This window comes from Pseudomonas sp. BJP69 (assembly GCF_007633355.1).
Taxonomy (GTDB): Bacteria; Pseudomonadota; Gammaproteobacteria; order Pseudomonadales; family Pseudomonadaceae; genus Aquipseudomonas; species Aquipseudomonas juntendi.
The window spans coordinates 4,316,600-4,335,196 of sequence record NZ_CP041933.1 but is presented as its reverse complement, the minus strand read 5'-3'; the positions used below and the strand labels follow the sequence as shown (position 1 = coordinate 4,335,196).

The window sequence follows — 18,597 nt, the reverse complement described above, 5'->3', positions numbered from 1 at the left end:
ACAGCATGAGCACGGCCCAACACAACGCGCTGCACGGCAAGACCCTCGAACAGATCCTTACCGAGCTGGTGGCGCATTACCAATGGCAGGGCTTGGCCGAACGCATTGACGTGCGTTGCTTCAAGAGCAACCCGACGATCAAGTCGAGCCTGACCTTCTTGCGTAAAACCCCTTGGGCGCGGGAAAAGGTCGAGCAGTTGTACGTGAAGCTGCAGCGTCAGGCCTGAACGTGCTGCGGCGACCCTGGCTGACCGGCATGGCGGTGCTGGGCTGGTTCGGCCTGACCGTGCAGGTGTACCTGGTACTGCTGGCGCGTTGGCAGGAGCAGGCCAGCCTGATCGGCGGCCTGATCAACGTGTTTGGCTATTTCACGGTGTTGACCAACACCTTGGTGGCCACGGTGCTCAGTTATGCGGCGTTTGGCCGCGAAGGCCGGGCCAGGCATTTTTTTCTGTCGCCGTCGGTGAGTTCCGCGGTGGCCGCGAGCATTGTGCTGGTAGCGCTGGCCTACAGCGTGTTGCTGCGCCACTTGTGGCAGCCAGAGGGCTGGCAATGGCTGGCCGACGAGTTGCTGCACGACGTGATGCCGGCGCTGTACGCCTTGTACTGGTGGTGTGAGGTGCCCAAGGGCCATTTGCGTCTGCGGCATTTGGCGCTGTGGGCACTCTACCCGGCCGTATACTTTGGCTACGCCTTGTGGCGGGGTAGCGAGATAGGCCTGTACGCCTACCCGTTCATCGATGTGGCGAGGCTGGGGTACGGGCAAGTGCTGCTCAATGCCCTGGGCGTGCTGGCGGGGTTCTGGGGGATCGGGCTGGTGTTGCTGGGGCTGGATCGTTGGCGTGGGGCGCAAAAGTTTGCTTAGCCTGTGCCGGCCTCTTCGCGGGGAAGCCCGCTCCTACAGGAATACCGCCGTCTCCAAGGCTGGTGATGTACCTGTGGGAGCGGGCTTGCCCGCGAAGAGGCCGTAACAGGCTGAAGCCGATTATTCGTCGTCCCCAGCCCCGTCGGCCCGCCAGTAAGCCGCGGCTTTCAAAGCATCCTCGGGCACGCCTTTTTCCAGCAGCAGCGCCTTGGCCTGGCGGGTCAGGGTTTTTTCCAGCGCTACCCAGGCGTACAACCGGCCTTGCGGCAAGGTCAGGTTCTGCACCAATGCCAGCAGGTCTTCCTCGTGGCGGCGTACCCAGATCACCTCGACCTGCGCCTTGCTCGGCAGCGGCTGGCGCTCCTGCTCATCCTCGATCTGGATCACCGCCAGCACCTGGCGGCCAGCAGGCAGCTCCTCGAGCCGCCTGCCGATTGCCGGGATGGCCGTTTCATCGCCGATCAGCAAGTAGCTGTCGAACACATCCGGCACCACCAGTGAGGCGCGTGGCCCGGCGATATTCAGGGTTTGGCCGACCGCGGCCTGCGCCGCCCACGTGGAAGCAGGGCCGTCGCCATGCAGGACGAAGTCGATGTCCAACTCGTTGGCCACCAGGTCTATGCGCCGTGGCGTGTATTCACGCATGGTGGGCCGTACGCCACTGTCCTTGCCCAGCTTGCGGGCCTCGATGGCCTGTTGCTGCTCCGGGGTTTCGCCGAACAGCAGCTTGATATGGTCGTCGCTGCCCAAGCTGGTGAAGCCTTGCAGTTCAGCCCCACCCAACGTGATACGGCGCATGCGCGGGGTAAGCTCGGTGACCCGCAGCACCTGCAGGCAGCGCTGGCGAATCTCATGGTTGACGCGGTGAATGCTGTTAGTCATGGAGCGCCTCCGTAGCAGCGCCGGCCGGCCCGGAAGCGATGGCTTTGGCGGTGTGGTTGAGCAGGTCGCGAACCCTGTCGATTTCTTCAGGTGTCCAGCGGCCGCTGTGCATGTGCAGCGCATGGCGCAGGTTGCCCACCGCTTCGTGAATTTCAGGCGGGCGATCGTGGCCGCGCAAGGCGCGCTTGCTGACTTCGATGCGCATGCGCACGCCGTCCAGCGCCACCGCCTGGTCCGCCAGTGCACCGCGGCCGGCCTCGGTGATGGCATACAGGCGCTTGCTGCCCTGCACCTGGCCGCTGATCAGCTCGGCTTCTTCAAGAAAATTCAGCGTGGGGTAGATCACCCCGGGGCTCGGGCTGTAACTGCCTTCGAACAGGTTCTCGATCTGGCGGATCAGGTCGTAGCCATGGCCGGGCTGGCTTGCGAGCAAGTCGAGCATGAGCAACTTGAGGTCACCGGGGGCAAATACACGGGGGCCGCGTTCGCCGCGCCCGGGGCGCCGTTCGAAGGGGTCATGGGGGGTAAGTTCACGCATGGGAATAGGGGCTCCTTCTTTGCGATATATCGTAAGATATTACTCAAGATATATCTAAAGACAAGCCCTCAATTGCTGATGATTCTCATCTAATTGTTCGATTCGTCCGCTTTCGTGGTCGAGTTGGCGGCCACTTCCGGCGGCTTGCACGCGTTCGGATTGCCCGGCTGAAGGTATGGCATGAGGATCGGTGCCATGCCCTTGAGTACCTGCACCGGCAGCGCCGAAGTGAACTTGAATGCCTCTGCCGAACGCCCTGGCACGAACGCGGTCAAGGTGCCGAAGTGGTTTTCGCCCAGGAAGAACACGAAGGTGGCGGTGCGGTTGAGCGACCGCGAGCCGATCAGCCGGCCGCCGGCGCCAAAGCTTTCAATGCGGTTGTCACCGGTACCGGTTTTGCCGCCCATTACCAGGGGCGTGCCGTCCTGCAGCTTGAAACTGCCGGAAATGCGCCGCGCGGTGCCGGCATCGACCACCTGCGACATGGCACCTTTGAGGGCGCGTGCCACCTCGACCGGCAGAATCCGCACCCCCCGGTCCGGGTCGCTGATCAGTTTGGTTTCGTAGGGGGTGTTGGCGGCAAAATGCAGAGTGTCGATGCGCAGTGTGGGCAGGCGGATGCCATCGTTCTGGATGATCCCGACCAGCTCCGAGAGGGCGGCAGGGCGGTCGCCCGAGCTGCCGATGGCGGTCGCCAGCGACGGCACCAGGTGGTCGAACGGGTAGCCCACGCGCTTCCAGCGCTGGTGGATGTCGAGGAACGCTTCGATTTCCACCATGGTGCGAATGCGGCTGTCGCGAGCGCCCTGGTGGCGGCTCTTGAACAGCCAGCCGTAGACCTCCTGGCGCTCGAAGCGGCTGGCGTTGACCATCTCGCTCAAGGTCGAACTGGGGTTCTTCAGCAGGTAGCCGAGCAGCCACAGGTCCAAGGGGTGGACCTTGGCAATGTAACCCTGGTCGGGCAGGTCGTACTTGCCCGGGCCATAGGCTTCGTACATCTCGGCCAGGCGGCCATCGCTGAGTTTGCCCAGGGCGCTCTTGTCCCCGTTGAGGTGGGCGCGGACAAAGGCATTGAACGTTTGCTGGCCCGCTTCGGGGAACAGGTAGCGGTGCACGGCGGCCAACCGTTGCGGGGTCACGCGCATGCTGTCGAGGAAGGTATCCAGGCGCTGTTGCGAGGTCTTGCGCTGGTATTTCTTCCAGAAGCGCATCAGGTAGTTGGTGCCTTCCTTGTCGGCAAAGCGCGCCAGGTATTCCTGGCGACGCGGGTCGGCGTCATCCTTGAGCAGCGGTACGCGGTTGTAGGGCTGCTGGTAGGTCACATAGCGCACCAGGTCGCGCATCAGGCGGATGAAGGGCAAGTTGATCGACTCGCGCAGGGCATCCTTGAGCGTGGGGTTGCGGCTGTTGTCTTCCTTGCGGAAGTTGTTGAATACATGCATGCCGCCGCCGGTGAAAAACGCCTCGCCGGTGCTGGCCGAGTACTTGCGCTCCAGGGCGGCGTCGAGCATGGCATCCAGGCTCTGGTTCTTGCTGTTCTGCGCCAGCCAATCCAGTGACCATTGGGTGATGCGGTCAAGCTCGGCGACGTCGACCTTTTTCAGCTCGGCGACAGGCTTGCCGGCGTACTTGTCGTGCAGTTCGGCAATGATCTCCAGGTAGGTCGTCAGTACCCGCAACTTCGCCGTGGAGCCCAGCTCCAGCTTGCTGCCTTCGTTGATGTCGAATGGCTGGTCGGTACTGTCGGTCTGCACCCTGACCCGCGAGCCATCGGCGGTGCGTTCGAACAGGGTGAAGCTGTAGCTCACCTGGTCGGTGGTCTTGGCGGTGAGCAGGCGCTCGCCGATCAGGCCGATCTGCGCAGCGAAAGCCGGGTCGGCAAGGTTTTTCAGGTATTGGCTGACCTGCAATTGCAGGTCGGCCTGCAGGGTGCTGGTAGCCGATACATCGAGGCGGTCGAGGTCGTACAGCGGGCGGTTGAGCATGGCCGCCAGGCGGTTGCGCGCCAGGCTGATACCCTTGTTGGTGACGATGGGCACGATGGTCGGTTGCGCCACCCAGTCGCGGTACACCGCCTTGCTGGCCAGCGCTGCGTCGGCCAGTGGCTGATCGATGACCTTGTTGGCGGCGAGCACGCGGATGTGCGAATCGGTCAGCTCGGCCAGTTCCACCCGGCCTTTGGACAAGTAATGCGAGGGCCGCCGCTGGGCAATCATCAGCGACAGCACCTGGCGCAGGGCCAGGCCGCGCGCCGCCATGCTTTGCGGGTCGGTGGCGGTGGACGTCAGCGCCTGGTTGACCTGGTCGAAGTCGGCGCCGTACCACACCCGCAACCCCTCGGCCATGCCGTGCACCTCGCCGTGGCCAGGCACGGCCGACAGTGGCACGCTATTGAGGTAGTCACGCACGATGCGTTTGCGCGCCTCGGTGGTGTCGGGGCCGCCCTGGTACGCGCGCACGCTGGCCGAAATCATCTGGCGGATCTTCTCGGCCCCCGATACGGTCAGGCCATCTGGGGAGTGGCGATACTTTTCCAATTGCGTGGCCAGGGTGCTGCCACCCGCCGACTGGCCGGGCAGCGCCAGGTACTTGGCCACCTGGCTGTAGGCGGCCTTGGCGAAGCGCGGCCAGTCCACGGCCGGGTTGTTGCGCGGGTCTTGGGTGTCGAGCAGGTCGCGGTTCTCGATGAACAGCAGACTATTGACCATCACGGGCGGGATGGCGGCGAAGTCGGGGTACAGGTGCTGCGGGTAGTTGTACTGGTAGAGCGTGTCGCCACGGCAGTCGGTGATCGAAAGGCCCGCCTGGATCTTCTCGATATAGGGCACGAACAGCCCATGCTCGACGTAGTTCATCAACGCCGGGGAAAACCTGACCTGTTCGCTGATCAGGTAGTCGCGCTTGAGCAGGCGCGGCAGAAACTCACCCAGGGCACTGTAGCCCAGGCGTTTGTCGAACGGCCCGTCACCGGGGTAGACGATGGCGTCGCTGGGGCCGGGCTGCAGCGAGTAGGTGAGGGTGCTGGCGAGCTTGCTGAACTCCCGCGACTGCAACTCGGACGTGCGAAATTCGTCGTAGGCGGCGAAGCCGACAGCCACCAGCGCCACCAGCACGATGAGGATGATCAGCCGCCACCATAGCCGACGCTGCCGGGGGGGCTTGCGTTGTGGCGTCTCGGCCGGCGGTGTCTCGGGTGCTTCCGTCCTGCTTGGTTCCGATTGCCACAGTGCGCCCATAATCTTCAATCCGGCCAGGTATTTTCGTCTTGCTTGCCTGAAGCTTAGACGGTGAGCGGGTAGGCGGAAACATTTGTCGGCGCTGATCAAGGTACCGGGGGCTCCGGAGAACTCGCTGATTATTCATGGATATACAGCGAAAACCCCTTCAGCGGTCTTCCTATACTGCTCGCCCCTTCGCCCTGCCGGGTTGCGCTGACCCGGCACGCAGGCCAGCCCAAAAGGCCAGCTTGGCAAGCCAAGGCCACGCCTATCGGCGTGGCGGGTGCTGCACGAAGGCAAATCCAATAACAAAATGAGGTTGAATCGCTATGCCAGTCGGCAACCACCCTGCCCATGGCCAGCCCACCCAAGGCGGCCCGCTCAAGCGTGAACTGGGCGAACGGCATATCCGTCTGATGGCGCTGGGCGCCTGTATCGGTGTCGGTCTTTTCCTAGGCTCGGCCAAGGCCATCGAAATGGCCGGCCCGGCCATCATGCTGTCCTACATCATTGGTGGCCTGGCCATTCTGGTGATCATGCGCGCCCTTGGTGAAATGGCCGTGCACAACCCTGTCGCCGGCTCGTTCAGCCGCTATGCGCAGGACTACCTCGGCCCGCTGGCGGGCTTTCTCACTGGCTGGAACTACTGGTTCCTGTGGCTGGTGACCTGTGTTGCGGAAATTACCGCGGTAGCCATCTACATGGGGATCTGGTTCCCCGACGTGCCCCGCTGGATCTGGGCCCTGGCGGCGCTGGGCAGCATGGGGGCGGTCAACCTGGTAGCGGTCAAGGCCTTCGGCGAATTCGAGTTCTGGTTCGCCCTGATCAAGATCGTCACCATCATCGCCATGGTGCTGGGCGGGGTCGGCATCATTGCCTTCGGCCTGGGCAATGACGGTGTGGCCGTGGGCATCGCCAACCTGTGGAGCAACGGCGGCTTCATGCCCAATGGCGTGACCGGCGTGCTGATGTCGCTGCAGATGGTGATGTTCGCCTACCTGGGCGTGGAAATGATCGGTTTGACTGCCGGTGAAGCCCGTAACCCGCAAAGAACCATTCCGCAGGCCATCGGCTCGGTGTTCTGGCGCATCCTGCTGTTCTATGTCGGTGCGTTGTTCGTGATTCTGTCGATCTACCCGTGGAACGAAATTGGCAGCCAGGGCAGCCCGTTCGTCATGACCTTCGAGCGCCTGGGCATCAAGACCGCCGCGGGCATCATCAACTTCGTGGTCATCACCGCGGCACTGTCCTCATGCAATGGCGGCATCTTCAGCACCGGGCGCATGCTCTATAGCCTGGCGCAGAACGGCCAGGCCCCGGCGGCCTTTGCCCGTACCTCGAACAACGGGGTACCGCGCAATGCGCTGCTGCTGTCCATCGGCGCGCTCCTGCTGGGTGTGCTGGCCAACTACCTGGTGCCGGAGAAGGTCTTCGTCTGGGTGACGTCGATTGCCACCTTTGGCGCGATCTGGACCTGGGTGATGATCCTGCTGGCACAGTTGAAATTCCGTGCCGGCCTTACCCCTGCCCAGCGCCAGGGGCTGAAGTACCGCATGTGGTTGTGGCCGCTGAGCTCTTACCTGGCATTGGCGTTCCTGGTGCTGGTGGTGGGCCTGATGGCGTACTTCGAGGACACCCGGGTGGCGCTGTACATCGGCCCGGCATTCCTGGTGCTGCTGACCGTGCTGTACCACGTGTTCCGGTTGGCACCCAAAAACGTGCAGGGTACGGCCAGTACCGCTTCCTGACCTGAGTTGGCCGGGGCCGCGCTGCGGCCCATCGTCGGCAAGCCAACTCCCACGGGGATCGCATCAGGGCAGACAGGTGTTTGCCACAAGGTATGCAGCGCCTGTTAGAGCGAGCGCCGCCCGCGCGGCGCATCGCGAGCTGCGCTCGCTCCTACGTTTGTTTCGGGCCAATTATTCCTGTGGGATTTGCGCGCGAACGCCTTGGCGCATGCCTCAAAATCGCGTCGTGCGAACAAGGCGGCCGCGCGCATCTGGCACAGGGGTTACTGGCCCGAAACAAACGTAGGAGCGAGCGCAGCTCGCGATTGCGCCGCGCGGGCGGCGCTCGATCTCACAGGCGCTGAAGATGCTCCGGCTACCCTTGCCAGGAACCATAGAATCTCCCACAGGGATCGCAGCAGGGCTGCCAAGCAGCCCCCGGGGCGCGTCAGGCCGCGACCTCACTGTGCGGCTCGAAGCTGTCGGCCCTGGCCAGCTGCCACATGCGCGAGTAGAACTGGCCATCCACCTCGCCGGTGAGCAGCTCGCCCGGCTTGAGGAACACATGCATCTGCGAGAACAGCTTGATCTCGGTGGCCGAGATGCGGCGCACCAAGTGCTTGGCCTCCAGCTGTGCCGGGTGCTCCAGGCCAGCCGCCGCCAGCATTTCTGCCAGCGCGCGCAAGGTGTTGTGGTGGAAGTTCAACACCCGCTGGGCCTTGTCCGGCACTACCAGTGCGCGTTGGCGCAGCGGGTCTTGCGTGGCCACGCCAGTGGGGCATTTGTTGGTGTGGCAGCTTTGCGACTGGATGCAGCCAATGGCGAACATGAAGCCGCGCGCCGAATTGGCCCAGTCGGCGCCAATGGCCAGTACACTGGCGATGTCGAAGGCGCTGACGATCTTGCCGCTGGCGCCCAGCTTGATCTTGTCGCGCAGGTTCAGCCCGACCAAGGTGTTGTGCACGAACAGCAACCCCTCACGCAGGGGCACGCCAATGTGATCGGTGAATTCCACCGGCGCCGCGCCGGTGCCGCCTTCCTTGCCATCGACAACGATGAAATCCGGCAGGATACCGGTCTCCAGCATGGCCTTGGCGATGCCCATGAACTCCCACGGGTGGCCCAGGCAGAACTTGAAACCCACCGGCTTGCCGCCGGACAGTTCGCGTAGCTGGGCGATGAACTGCATCATCTCGATGGGGGTGGAAAAGGCGCTGTGCCGTGATGGCGAAATGCAGTCTTCGCCCATCAGCACGCCACGGGTCTCGGCAATTTCCTCGGTGACCTTGTGCTTGGGCAGGATGCCGCCATGGCCAGGCTTGGCGCCCTGGCTCATCTTCACTTCGATCATGCGCACCTGCGGGCTACGGGCTTGTGCGGCGAAGCGCTCAGGGTCGAAACGCCCGTCCGCGGTGCGGCAGCCAAAGTAGCCGCTGCCCAGTTCCCATACCAGGTCACCACCGTGTTCACGGTGGTACGGGCTGATGCTGCCTTCGCCAGTGTCATGGTGGAAGTTGCCCAGTTTGGCGCCCTGGTTGAGCGCGCGGATAGCGTTGGCGCTGAGCGAGCCGAAGCTCATGGCCGAGATGTTGAAAATCGAGGCCGAATACGGCTGGCTGCACTGCGGCCCACCAATGATGATGCGGAAGCTGGCCGGGTCGGCCAACGGCGCCGGGCGCATGGAGTGGCCAATGAACTCGAAGCCGGACTGGTACACATCGATCAAGGTGCCGAACGGTTTGTCGGAAGCTTCGTTCTTGGCCCGGGCATACACCAGCGAGCGCTGCGCACGGGAGAACGGCAGTGCGTCGCTGTCGGACTCCAGCAGGTACTGGCGGATCTCCGGGCGGATGGCCTCTACCAGGTAGCGGATGTTGCCCAGGATGGGGTAGTTGCGGCGCACGGCGTGGCGCTGCTGCAGCAGGTCGAACAGCCCGATCAGGCTGAGAACGCCGGCGGTCAGGGTGAAGGGCCACAGCCATTCATGCTGGCTGAAGGGCAGGCTCGCCAAGGTGAACAGGACACAGGCGGCGAAGAAGGCATAGCGGCTGAGAAGTGACAGGCTCATACGGGGTCCTTGCGATGGCGCGGTCAGGCTCAGGGCCTGGGGGCAAACCCCGACCATAGCCAAGTTGCCGGGCGCTGCAAATTAAAATCGGGGTAGCGAAAATCATTCTCGCCACGCCAAGCCTCAGCAGCCCTGGCCCATGCTCGGCAAGGCAGGCTGTTTACGGTGCCCCGCGCAGCAGCTTCTGTCGCCAGCTTTCCTGCTCGTGCGCGGGCGCCTCGCTCAGGTACACAGGGCGCCCGGCCACGCGCTTGGCCACTGGCACGCCGTCGCGGTACAGCAGGCGGTTGCCGCTCACCGCCGGCACCTTCACCCCCGGCAGCAACGAGCCGATCAGGTTCAGCGGGTCACTGGCACTGACCACCTGCAGTGCGCCGTCCGCCTCGCGCCGGCGTACCTGGCGCAGCAACCCGACCGCCTCCGGCAAGGCAAATTGTTCACCGGCCAACCCGGCAATGAAGCGCCCCCCGCGGATCTCGCCGCGTGCCTCCAGCCGGTGGTAGCAGCGCAGCAGTTCCCGCCACGGTGGCAGTACATCGCTCTCGCGCTCCAGCAGCCGCCAGCACACCACGCCATAGCGCCTTAGCAGGGCGTGGGCGATGTGCTCCAGGCGCTGGCTGTCATCCGCCGTGCCTTGGCGCAGCAATGCCCAGCGCCCGGCATGGGACATGCTGCTGGACAACGGTGCATGGCCGCGCCGGCGGGTGCGTGAAGCGCGTTTCGCCGCCGGGGCGATCAGGCTGCGCAGGCCAGTGAAGCTGTCGGCACCTACCAGGCCGGCACCCACCAGTTCCTGCAACGCTGTTTCCAGTTCGCTGGGCAGCAGGCGGGCATCGTGGATCAGTTCGTCGAAGAACAACGCGCCCTGAGCCTGCAGCACCTCATGTACCCGCTGCGCCCGTGCGCCAAGGCTCTGTACGGCAGGCGCGGGCGCCAGGCTGCGCCACAGCCCCAGGTGCTCCCGAGGCAGCAACACCAGCGGGGTGCTCGACAAGGTGCTGCCTGAGCGGCTCGCGGCCAACCGGCTCCAGGCGAATTGCCCGCTGCGGCACGCATCATCGAGCCAGTGGGGGCTGTAGTCGTGGATCCGTGCGGGCAGCAGTTCGGCCTCCCAGGCTGCGGCTGCACTGGGGAAGCCCTGCAACTGCCCAAGCACTTCGGCTACAGCCTGCGGGCCACGCAGGCGCGTGTCAGGTGCCAGGTGCTGCCAGTCGAACAGAAAACGCATGAAGTCCTGCAGGCTGACCGGCTCGATTTCGCGACGCAAGCGCTTGACCGTGTAGCGGTGGATGCGCGCCAGCAAATGGCGTTCGCACCATTGCAGCTCGTTGGCGGCCGGGCTGAAATAGCCGCGCAGCACATAACCTTCGGCTTCCAGGCGGGCCAGGGCATGTTCGACTGCCTGCGGCGGCATGCCCAACGGCGCGGCGATCTGTACCAGCGTCTGTGGGCCATGGGCGCTCAGGCGGCCACGCAGCAGTTCGCCCAGGGCATTGTCGGGCTCGATGGGCTGGTCGAAGCCAGGCAACTGTTCCAGCGCCGGTTCGAGGGGCGTCGCCGGGTAGATCGCCTGCAGCAGGTTCAGGCGCTCGCGGGCCAGCCACAACTGCTCGCGGGGCAGGCGCAAGGCGCGGCCGGCCTTGGCCAGTTGCCTGAGGAACAGGTTCCAACCAGGGTTGGCGCTGACCTGCGCCTGGCTGATGGCGCCCAGGCTCATCAAGGTTTCGTGCATTTCGTCGCTATTGCGCGGCTGCGGCCAGGCCTCGGCGGCCACGGCAGCGATGGCGTCGGCGTCCAGTGCGCCCAGGTCGTCACTGCTGTGCACCTCGTTCCAGCGCCGGTTGAGCACCGCCTGGGTACGGCGCTCTTCCAGCGGTGCGTCGTCGAGGAATGTATAAGGGCGGGCATTGAGAATGGCCGATGCCAGCGGCGATGGCGCAGGCAGGTCGCGGCACAGCAGGCGTACCGCCCCGCTTTCCATGCGCCTCAACAGGGCCAGCCAGCCCGTGCAATCCAGGGCCTCGTGCAGGCAGTCGTCGAGGGTCTGCTCGACCAGCGGGTGCTCGGGTATCTGCCGCTCGCCGGCGATATTTTCCAGGCAGGCGATCTGGTCGGGAAACACCGCGGCAACCAGGTCTTCGCTTTTCATGCGCTGGATTTGCGGCGCTACTTTGCGCCCGCCCACGAAGCGCGGCAGGGCCATGGCGACACTGGCGTTCCAGCGCCAGCGCACACCGAACAGTGGCGCTTCGAGCACGGCCTGTATGAGGAGGGCTTCTGCGGTGCCGCTTTTCAGGTAACGCCAGACCTCGTCGAGGTCGAAACTGTGGCTGGTGGACAGCGACAGCACGATGGCGTCCTCGCTGGCGGCCGCCTGCAGTTCGAAATTGAAGGTGCGACAGAAGCGTTTGCGCAAGGCCAGGCCCCAGGCGCGATTGATGCGGCTGCCGTAGGGCGAATGGATGATCAGCTGGGTGCCGCCGGAGGCATCGAAGAAACGCTCCATCACCAACGTTTCCTGCGAGGGCAGGGCACCGAGCACGTCGCGGGTACGGGCCAGGTAGTCGAGCAACTGCTCGGCGCAGTCTTCGCCCAGCTCGAACGTACCCTGCAACCATGCCGACACCGCGCGGGTATCGCCGTCGGCCAGCGTCAGCTGCTGGTCAAGCTGTGCCTGCAGCCTGGCCACGGCCGCGGACAGTTCGTCGCTGCGGCCAGGCGCCTCGCCGAGCCAGAACGGAATGGTGGGCGGCAGCCCTTGGGCATCCTCCACCCGAACCCGGCCCGACTCGACGCGCAGGATGCGGTACGAGGCATTGCCCAGCTGGAAGATGTCGCCTGCGATGCTCTCCACCGCGAAGTCTTCATTGACGCTGCCAATGTTCAGCGCCTGCGGCTCCAGCAATACGCTGTAATCGGCGTTGTCCGGAAGGGTGCCACCGCTGGTCAGCGCGGTCAGCTGGCTGCCGCGGCGGCCCCGCAATGTGCCGCTTACCGCATCGCGGTGCAGGTAGGCACTGCGTACGCCCTGGCGGCCGTTGTAGCCCTCGGCAAGCATGCGCAGCAGGGCCTGGTAGTGCTGCTGGTCGAGGTGGGCATAAGGTGTGGCCTGGCGCAGGCAGTCGAACAACGCCTGTTCGTGCCACGGCTGGTTGCAGGCTTCGGCGACGATCTGCTGGGCCAGCACGTCCAGGGGCGCCCGGGGTATGTGCAGCGCCTCCAGTTCCCCCCGGCGTACGCAGTCGAGCAGGGCCACGCACTCGATCAGGTCGTCACGCGATGTCGGGAACAAGCGCCCTTTCGGCACGCCATCGACCTGGTGGCTGGCGCGGCCAACCCGTTGCAGGAAGGCGGCAATCGAACCCGGCGAGGCAACCTGGCAGACCAGGTCGATGTCGCCAATGTCGATGCCCAGCTCCAGTGAAGCGGTGGCCACCAGTACCTGCAACTGGCCGTGCTTGAGCCGTTGCTCGGCGCTCAGGCGCAGCTCCTTGGCCAAGCTGCCATGGTGCGCGGCCACGGCATCCTTGCCCAGGCGGTCGCTGAGGTGGCGGGTGATGCGCTCAGCCAGGCGCCGGGTGTTGACGAATACCAGGGTGGTGCGATGCTCGCGGGCCAGGGCTGCCAGGCGGTCGTAGACCAGGCCCCAGACATCGGTGGCCATGACCGCCGCCAACGGTACCGGCGGCAGCTCGATGGCCAAGTCGCGTGGCCGGGCATGGCCAATATCGACAACCGCGCAGGGCCGGCCGCTCCCGACCAGAAACTGCGCCACCCGCGCCACCGGGCGCTGTGTGGCAGACAGGCCAATACGGCGCAAGGGCCGGCCTGCCAAGGCCTGCAGACGTTCCAGGGTCAGTGCCAGATGCGCCCCGCGCTTGTTGCCGGCCAAGGCGTGGATCTCGTCGACGATTACCGTATGCACGTTGCGCAGGCCTTCACGACCAGACGCCGAACCCATCAGTACATACAGGGATTCAGGGGTCGTGACCAGAATGTGCGGTGCCAGCTTGCGCATGGCGGCGCGTTCTTTTTGCGGGGTATCGCCGGTGCGCACGGCGGTAGTGATGCGGGGTGCAGCCAGGCCCTGTTCTGCCAGGGCCTGGCTGATACCCTCAAGCGGGGCTTGCAGGTTGACGCGGATGTCATTGGACAGCGCCTTGAGCGGCGAAACATAGACCACCTGGGTCTGCGCCGGCAGCTGACCCTGCTGCGCCAGGCCCTGGCAGAACAGTTCATCGAGCACGGCCAGGAACGCGCTCAGGGTCTTGCCCGAGCCGGTGGGTGCGGCCAACAGCATCGACTGGCCGCCATGGACCAAGGGCCAGGCCTGGGCCTGGGCATCGGTAACGGTTGCGAAGTGGCGGCCGAACCAGGTGCGTACGGCGGGGTGGAACAGTTCGAGCACCGGGTGCTGTTGGGCGGGCAGGTTCATGGGTTGGTTATGGAGGGGCATGGGCGCTTTGGCAAGGGGCCGTTCGTCTGGCCGGCACACCCGACAATGGCCTTGTCAGCCCAAGCGAGCCCGTGGGATCCTCCCCGGCCATTGTTGCCAGCGAGTTCAGCCCATGCCCAATACCATTCGCATCGCCGCCGCCCTGTTGCTCGACCCGCAGGGGCGCACCTTGCTGGTGCGCAAGCGTGGCACCGAAGCCTTCATGCAGCCGGGGGGCAAGATCGATGCGGGTGAAACGGCGCTGCAGGCACTGGTGCGCGAACTGCACGAGGAATTGGGCCTGCACATCGACCCGGCCCAGGCCGTGTACCTGGGCCAGTTCAGTGCCACGGCCGCCAATGAGCCCGGCTTCGAGGTGCAAGCCGAGCTGTTTCGAGTCTACAGCGCCGCTGCCGTGGTCCCGGCGGCAGAAATCGAGGAGGTGGTATGGCTGGCTGCAGATCAGGCGCCAGACCAGCCACTGGCGCCCTTGACCCGCGACCTGATCCTGCCGCTGTACCGCCAGTTGTTCAACGCACCGCGCTGACGCCGTCGAGGGTGGCGAAGGAGGTGTCCTTGGCGGTCAGCAGAAAGTCGCGCATGTACGGCGCATCGAGCATGTCGGTGCGCACAGCGGCGTAAAGCGTGGCAAACAGGCCTTTCTCGCCCAGGCGCTTGCCTTTCACATAACCCCGCGCGCTGTACTCATGCAAAGCCCAGTGCGGCATGCCGCACACCCCCCGGCCGCTGGCGACCAGCTGCATCATCATCACGGTCAGCTCCGAGGTGCGCACGGCGGCCGGCTCGACGTCGGCCGGCTCCAGGAAGCGGGTGAAGATGTCCAGGCGGTCGCGCTCCACCGGGTAGGTGATCAGGGTCTGGTCGAGCAGGTCCTGGGGCACGATATACGGCTTGCTGGCCAGCGCATGCTGGTTGGCGACCGCCAGCATGGCTTCGTAGGTGAACAGCGGCACGTAGGTGATGCCGGCCAGGTCCACCGGGTCGGAGGTCACCACCAGGTCAAGGTCACCACGGGCCAGGGCTGGCAAGGGTGCAAAGGCGAAGCCGGAGGCCAGGTCCAGCTCGACTTCCGGCCAGGCATCGCGGAACTGGTCTATGGTCGGCATCAGCCACTGGAAACAGCTGTGGCATTCGATTGCCATGTGCAGGCGCCCGGCGGTACCGCCGGCCAAGCGTGCGATGTCGCGTTCGGCACCCCGTAGCAACGGCAAGGTGGCATCGGCCAGTTGCAGCAGGCGCAGCCCGGCGCTGGTAAAGCGTATCGGCTTGCTCTTGCGTACGAACAGCGGCAGGCCCAGGCGTTCTTCCAGCTCCTTGAACTGGTGAGACAGCGCCGACTGGGTCAGATGCAGGCGCTCGGCGGCTTCCACAAGGCTGTCGGCCTCGCGCAAGGCATGAAGGGTTTTCAGGTGGCGGATCTCCAGCACTGCTGACTCCGGGGTGTGAATGGGGTGAACGAAGCAATGAGTTGAGTTTCGCTCATGTTGGCAACGCTGTCGACTGGGCGTAGCGCCGCACCGCCTGCGGCTGGCCCCACACCCACTGGGGCCCGAATACTCGCGCCGTAGGCGCTTCACACCGTTGTTGAGGTCAACCGAGGCCGTATTTTTTGACCTTGTCGAACAGCGTGGTCTTGGCCATGCCCAGCTCCTGGCTGGCCTGGCTGAGGTTGCCGCCGGTGCGTTGCAGTGCATCGCTGAGCAGGTTGCGTTCGAACGCCTCCACCGCCTCGGCAAAGCCCAGGCCTTGGCTGGCCCCCCCGCTGGGCCCTTTCTTGAACGCCGGCAGGCCCAGGGCGTAGCGTTCGGCCACGTTGCGCAGTTCCCGCACATTGCCTGGCCAGTCGTGGGCGAGGAGGCGGGACAAGGTCTGGCTGTCCAGGGTCGGTGTTTCCCGATCGAAGCGCAGGGCCGATTGCTGCAGGAAGTGCTCGAACAATTGCAAGATGTCTTCGCGGCGCTCGCGCAGCGGTGGCAGCTCCAGGGTCACCACGTTCAACCGGTAGTACAGGTCGCTGCGGAACTGACCGCTCTGGCCCAGGCTATCGAGGTCGGCCTTGGTTGCCGCAATCACCCGGCAATCCACGGCAATGCTCTGGTTCGACCCCAACCGTTCCAGGGTGCGCTCCTGCAAGACGCGCAGCAGCTTGATCTGCAGGTTGATCGGCATGCTCTCCACCTCGTCGAGGAACAGCGTGCCGCCATTGGCGTGTTCGATCTTGCCGATACGGCGCTTGCCGGCACCGGTGAAGGCGTTGGCCTCGTGGCCAAAAATCTCGGTCTCGAACAGGTTTTCCGGCAGGCCGCCACAGTTCAGCGCCACGAAGGGCTGGCCCTGGCGACGGCTGAAGTCATGCAGGCAGCGTGCGACCAGTTCCTTGCCGGTGCCGGTCTCGCCCTCGATGAGCACGTTGGCCGAGGTGTCGGCCACATTGGCAATCAGCTCGCGCAGGTGCTCCATGGCCGGCGAGCGGCCGATGATACGGCCTTCCAGGCTGCTCTGTTCGGCCAGCTGGCGGCGCAAGGCAACCACTTCGCGCGACAGCCCCCGTTGCTCCAGGGCGCGGCGCACCACGTCGACCAGGCGTTCCGGGGAGAACGGCTTCTCCATGAAGTCGTAGGCACCATTGCGCATGGCGCCTACGGCCATGTCGATGTCACCGTGGCCGGTGATCAGTACCACAGGCAGGCTGCGGTCGCGGGCCTTGAGGCGGTTGAGCAGCTCCAGGCCGTCGATGCCGGGCAGGCGGATATCGCTGACGACGATACCAGCGAAATCGTCGCCGATGCGCTCCAGCGCCTGCTCGGCACTGCCCACACCTTCGCAGGCGATGTCCTCCAGGGCAAGTGCCTGCTGGCAGCCGAGCAGCACATGCGGGTCGTCTTCGACGATCAGGACGGTAAGAGGCGCTTGGTTCATGGGTGCTCTGCCGATTCGTTAGGGGGCGAAACCAGGGGCAGGGCCAGGACGAAGGCGCTCCCGCCGGTGACGGGGTGCTCGACGTTGAGGCTGCCCTTGGCCGCAGCCGCAAGGCTCGCCGACAGGGTCAGGCCCAGGCCCAGGCCGTGTTCGCCCGGTTTGGTGGTGAAGAACGGTTCAAACAGGTGCTTGCGCGCCTCGGCGTCGATGCCGTGGCCATTGTCACGCACCTGCAAACGGTATTTGTCGCCCTGCACTTCGCCCTCCAGCCACAGTTCGGGCTGTGGCTGCGCAGCCATGGCATCGAGGGCATTGCCGATCAGGTTGACCAGGATTTGCTCCAGGCGGGTCTGGTCGATGGCCAGTTGCTGGTCCTCGTAGTGGTTGTGCAGCTGCAATTGGCAGGCGCTGATGCGGTTGCCCAGTACTTGCAAGGTGGCTTCTATCGCCTTGGCCAGGGAAGCCTGGCCACTGTCGTCGCTGCGCCGGGCGAACGAGCGCAGGCTGGCAGTGATGCGGCCCATGCGGTCAATCAGGTCGTTCATGGTGCGCAGGTTGGTGCTGGCGGTTTCCAGCGCCCCGCGTTCGAGGAAGCGCACCGTGTTGCCAGACAGCGTACGCAAGGCAGCCAGCGGCTGGTTCAGCTCGTGGGCGATGCTGGTGGACATCTGCCCGATGGCTGCCAGCTTGCCGGCCTGCACCAGCTCGTCCTGGGCGTGGCGCAGCGTTTGTTCGGCGTGCCGGCGCTCGCGAATCTGGCCTTTCAGGCGTTCGTTGCTGGCACGCAGGTCGGCGGTGCGTTCGGTAATCCGTCGCTCCAGCTGGCTGTTGGCTTCCTCCAGCGCCTCGCGTGCGGCCAGGCGGGTGGCGATGACTTTGCGCCGCTCGTTCCAGGCGATGCCGAGGATGGCCAGCAGGGCGAAGGCGACCCCCACCAGAATGCCCTGGACCATGGATTCGCGGCGCAGGTCCTGCAGCGGGGTGAGCAGGGTGAAATGCCAGGGCGTGTCGACCAGCCGGCGGGTCTGGGCCAGGTAGGCCACTTCGTGGGGCTCGCCGTGGGCAGTCTCGCTGTTGGCGGGGAAGGTCAGTTTTTCCACGCCATCGGCCAGGGTCTCGCGGGCCAGGGGCTGCAACTCGTTCAACGGCCACCAGTAATACTGCAGGCTGCGCGCCAGCCGTTCCTTGGTTTGCGCGGTCAGCGGGCGTACCGACTTCAGGCGCCTGGCAGGGTCGCTGGAAAGGATGATGATGCCGTTCTCGTCGCTGACGAATGCCTCCAGGCGCGCCCGCTGCCAACGTTCTTCCAGGGTATCCAGGCGTACCTTGATCACTGCCACGCCAATGATCTTGCCGTGTTCCTCGAGCCCGTGGGCCAGGTAGTAGCCAGCCTCGCCCGTGGTACTGCCGATGCCGTAGAAGCGCCCAGGTTCGCCGCGTACGGCAGTCTGGAAATAGGCGCGGAACGACAGGTCTTCGCCCAGGAACGAATCGGCATCGCGCCAGTTGCTGGTGGCCTGGACCCGGCCATTGGTATCGAGCACGAAAATTGCCCGGCTGCGGCTGCGCCGGTTCAGGCCTTCGAGGTATTCGTTGACCGCCTGGCGCGAACCGCCATCCGGGTCGGTGAGCAGGTGCGAGACGCTGTCTTCCAGCTCCAGCAGGCTCGGCAGGTAGGTGTATTTGCTGATCTCGCTTTCGACCGTGCGCGCGTGCAGCTCCAGCTGGCGTTCACCGTTTTCGCTGAGGGTGCGAATACCGTTGCTCTCGCTGATCAGGTAGCCAGCCATACCCAGGCCGACCATCAGCAAAATGATCAGTGGTGGCAACAGCAATTGGCGGAGCAGGCGGGATTTCACGGCAGGCTTGGCAGGGAGAAGAAGCGAAGGATCGCATTTCATCACAGTGGCCTTGTCACGACCAG

Annotated in this window: 12 protein-coding genes; 4 read left to right on the top strand and 8 right to left on the bottom strand. The window is 65.0% G+C overall.

Going from position 1 to position 18,597, the window contains the following annotated elements; all coding sequences use genetic code 11:
• Positions 1-5 precede the first annotated feature (5 nt).
• The gene (locus FPB55_RS20285) at positions 6-227 is read left to right on the top strand and encodes a VF530 family protein (RefSeq protein ID WP_003252112.1); all 222 of its coding nucleotides are present in this window, start codon (positions 6-8) and stop codon (positions 225-227) included.
• Positions 228-229: 2 nt separating this feature from the next.
• Positions 230-865: a Pr6Pr family membrane protein gene (locus FPB55_RS20280; protein ID WP_029887722.1), complete on the top strand. Its 636-nt coding sequence runs from the start codon at positions 230-232 to the stop codon at positions 863-865.
• A gap of 120 nt (positions 866-985) precedes the next feature.
• Here FPB55_RS20280 and FPB55_RS20270 read toward each other — a convergent pair whose 3' ends face one another.
• From FPB55_RS20270 to FPB55_RS20260, 3 genes are all read right to left on the bottom strand, one after another.
• Positions 986-1,747 (bottom strand): siderophore-interacting protein, encoded by a 762-nt coding sequence (locus tag FPB55_RS20270; RefSeq protein WP_009681954.1) that lies wholly within the window; start codon positions 1,745-1,747, stop codon positions 986-988.
• A complete protein-coding gene (locus tag FPB55_RS20265) occupies positions 1,740-2,285 on the bottom strand; it encodes a PadR family transcriptional regulator (protein ID WP_009681953.1) in 546 nt (181 codons plus the stop codon). The genes FPB55_RS20270 and FPB55_RS20265 overlap by 8 nt, the downstream gene beginning before the upstream one ends.
• 89 nt (positions 2,286-2,374) lie before the next feature.
• Positions 2,375-5,521, bottom strand: coding sequence for a transglycosylase domain-containing protein (locus FPB55_RS20260; RefSeq protein WP_144189149.1), 3,147 nt, complete (start codon positions 5,519-5,521; stop codon positions 2,375-2,377).
• A 311-nt stretch (positions 5,522-5,832) separates the two neighbouring features.
• Between FPB55_RS20260 and FPB55_RS20255 the strand changes: the two genes are divergently transcribed.
• Positions 5,833-7,251, top strand: a complete 1,419-nt coding sequence (locus tag FPB55_RS20255; RefSeq protein ID WP_009681951.1) for an amino acid permease — start codon at positions 5,833-5,835, stop codon at positions 7,249-7,251.
• Positions 7,252-7,678: 427 nt separating this feature from the next.
• Here the strand turns inward: FPB55_RS20255 and FPB55_RS20250 are convergent, their stop codons facing one another.
• Both FPB55_RS20250 and FPB55_RS20245 read right to left on the bottom strand, forming a co-directional pair.
• The gene (locus FPB55_RS20250) at positions 7,679-9,298 is read right to left on the bottom strand and encodes an FMN-binding glutamate synthase family protein (RefSeq protein WP_047149552.1); all 1,620 of its coding nucleotides are present in this window, start codon (positions 9,296-9,298) and stop codon (positions 7,679-7,681) included.
• Between the two features lie 160 nt (positions 9,299-9,458).
• Positions 9,459-13,733, bottom strand: coding sequence for a DEAD/DEAH box helicase (locus FPB55_RS20245; RefSeq protein ID WP_144189147.1), 4,275 nt, complete (start codon positions 13,731-13,733; stop codon positions 9,459-9,461).
• 133 nt (positions 13,734-13,866) lie between these two features.
• Here FPB55_RS20245 and FPB55_RS20240 point away from each other — a divergent pair, with 133 nt between their 5' ends.
• The gene (locus tag FPB55_RS20240) at positions 13,867-14,280 is read left to right on the top strand and encodes an NUDIX domain-containing protein (RefSeq protein ID WP_047149550.1); all 414 of its coding nucleotides are present in this window, start codon (positions 13,867-13,869) and stop codon (positions 14,278-14,280) included.
• Here FPB55_RS20240 and metR read toward each other — a convergent pair.
• The 3 genes from metR to FPB55_RS20225 form a co-directional block, all read right to left on the bottom strand.
• Positions 14,264-15,181 (bottom strand): transcriptional regulator MetR, encoded by a 918-nt coding sequence (gene metR, locus FPB55_RS20235; protein ID WP_009684539.1) that lies wholly within the window; start codon positions 15,179-15,181, stop codon positions 14,264-14,266. The genes FPB55_RS20240 and metR overlap by 17 nt on opposite strands.
• Before the next feature lie 163 nt (positions 15,182-15,344).
• Entirely contained in the window at positions 15,345-16,673 is a 1,329-nt protein-coding gene (locus tag FPB55_RS20230; RefSeq protein ID WP_009684540.1) for a sigma-54 dependent transcriptional regulator, read from the bottom strand.
• A complete protein-coding gene (locus FPB55_RS20225; protein WP_009684541.1) occupies positions 16,670-18,574 on the bottom strand; it encodes an ATP-binding protein in 1,905 nt (634 codons plus the stop codon). The genes FPB55_RS20230 and FPB55_RS20225 overlap by 4 nt, the downstream gene beginning before the upstream one ends.
• Between the last annotated feature and the right edge of the window lie 23 nt (positions 18,575-18,597).